The 1,573-nt window shown below is 40.6% G+C and carries 3 protein-coding genes; all 3 read left to right on the top strand.

Going from position 1 to position 1,573, the window contains the following annotated elements; genetic code table 11:
* Positions 1-309 (top strand): GyrI-like domain-containing protein (locus FTU75_RS18630; RefSeq protein ID WP_180053115.1); only part of this gene is annotated, 309 nt, incomplete at its 5' end.
* Between the two features lie 159 nt (positions 310-468).
* On the top strand, positions 469-1,326 hold the full coding sequence (locus tag FTU75_RS18195) for an SDR family NAD(P)-dependent oxidoreductase (protein ID WP_120366351.1): 858 nt from the start codon (positions 469-471) through the stop codon (positions 1,324-1,326).
* A 27-nt stretch (positions 1,327-1,353) separates the two neighbouring features.
* The gene (locus FTU75_RS18190) at positions 1,354-1,506 is read left to right on the top strand and encodes a hypothetical protein (RefSeq protein WP_180007116.1); all 153 of its coding nucleotides are present in this window, start codon (positions 1,354-1,356) and stop codon (positions 1,504-1,506) included.
* Positions 1,507-1,573 lie beyond the last annotated feature (67 nt).

Below are 1,573 nucleotides of genomic sequence, written 5' to 3'. Positions count from 1 at the left end.
TTCGTACAAGCTGTTTTAACCGGCACTCTTTCAAAGCGACTGGGTGACCGCGGTGTGTTGCTGCTTGGAATGGGCGCTGATATGTGCGGGTTTTTATTGCTGGCTTTTATCACGCAAAGCTGGATGGCGGTATTCTCAGGAACGGGTCCTATACCAGGAGCAATTCAAGAATTGCAACAGCAGATTTTTACTGAATGGTTACCAACTTCAGGTTTTGAATATGCTGAATTGCCAGATATCGAATTATATTTAGATGCTAATCCTCAGAATGCACAGTTCCAAATATGGCTCCCGATTCGTGCAAAATAAAAAAGTTGTGGCAAGTTTTTTGCCACAACTTTTTTTGAATAAAATGACTCTTAGTATTTTATAACTGACAATCAGCATATTAGATACTATAGTTGTTGTTGGCCTTTTAATTTGTTATAATCATATTGAGAGTAATTAGGAAAAAAGGAGCGTGGACAGATGACTAGAACGTGGTTTATTACTGGTGGAAGTAAAGGAATTGGTTTTGAGACAGTAAAATTAGTATTAGAAAATGGCGACCAAGTCATTTCTTTTTCTAGAACAGAAGGAAAACTCAGCAGGTTAAAAACAGAATATGGATCTTCTTTGCTGATCTGTTTAGGCGATATTGAAGAACGAGACATGGTAGTAGCCGCTGCTGCTAAGGGAGCAGAAAAATTTAATGGCATCGATATTGCTTTGAGTAATGCGGGAATGATGCTTGGAGGAATGATTGAGGAGACAACAGAAGAAGAGGCGCGTCAGATAATGAATGTAAACTTTTTCGGTTCTCTTTGGACGGCTCAAGCGGTTTCTCCTTTTTTGCGAGACAAATCAGGTCGTTTTATCCAAATGAGTAGTATCGGGGGCATCATGTCTTGGATGACTTCAGGTCTATACAGTGCTAGTAAATTTGCGGTAGAAGGATTGACGGAAGCTTTAGCACAGGAACTGGCTCCTTTTGGTGTTCATGTGACTATTGTTGAACCAGGAGGTTATTGGACAGATCTTTACAAGAAACTGCATAATAGTAAACGCTTGCCGGATTATCAAGAACTGCATCAACAAATGGATGCCTTCGCAAAAGAACAGGAGGGTCAGGCGACAGATAGTGACCCTATATTAGCAGCAAAGACAATCTTAAAACTTGCGGCATTGCCTGAACCACCACTACGTCTAATATTAAGTGATTCTCTTTTTGATGGGGTGATCGAAGCAACGGAAAATAAAATCGCCGGGTGGAAAGCAGAGGAGAGCCTCAGTCGGGAATCAGAAAAATTGATTCCAATGCCTGAAGGGTATTTAGCTGATAAGTAGATGACGACAGGAAAGTGACAATAAAAAATGAAAGAAATCATTGAAGAAATTCAAGCATACAAACCTTTTACACAGCAAGAAGCAAATGATCAAAAACTTTTTCTAAAACAAATACAATTTACGTATAGGAAGAATAAACGCCCTTTTCACCCAAGTCCAACAGCTTTGGACCGCAGTTGACTCTTTCGACACCCCTGCGATGCAACCCAATCCGGCTGACGGGGAGCCAGCAACGCTGAAAATTTAC

The organism is Acinetobacter sp. YH12140, assembly GCF_013418475.1.
GTDB classification, from domain to species: Bacteria; Pseudomonadota; Gammaproteobacteria; order Pseudomonadales; family Moraxellaceae; genus Acinetobacter; species Acinetobacter amyesii.
The sequence above is the reverse complement of the archived record's forward strand: the minus strand, read 5'-3'. Positions and strand labels throughout refer to the sequence as shown.

Bases quoted from the DNA above. Each gene is read 5' to 3' on its own strand.
- FTU75_RS18190 (WP_180007116.1), top strand. From the start codon at position 1,354: ATGAAAGAAATCATTGAAGAAATTCAAGCATACAAACCTTTTACACAG.
- FTU75_RS18195 (WP_120366351.1), top strand. From the start codon at position 469: ATGACTAGAACGTGGTTTATTACTGGTGGAAGTAAAGGAATTGGTTTT.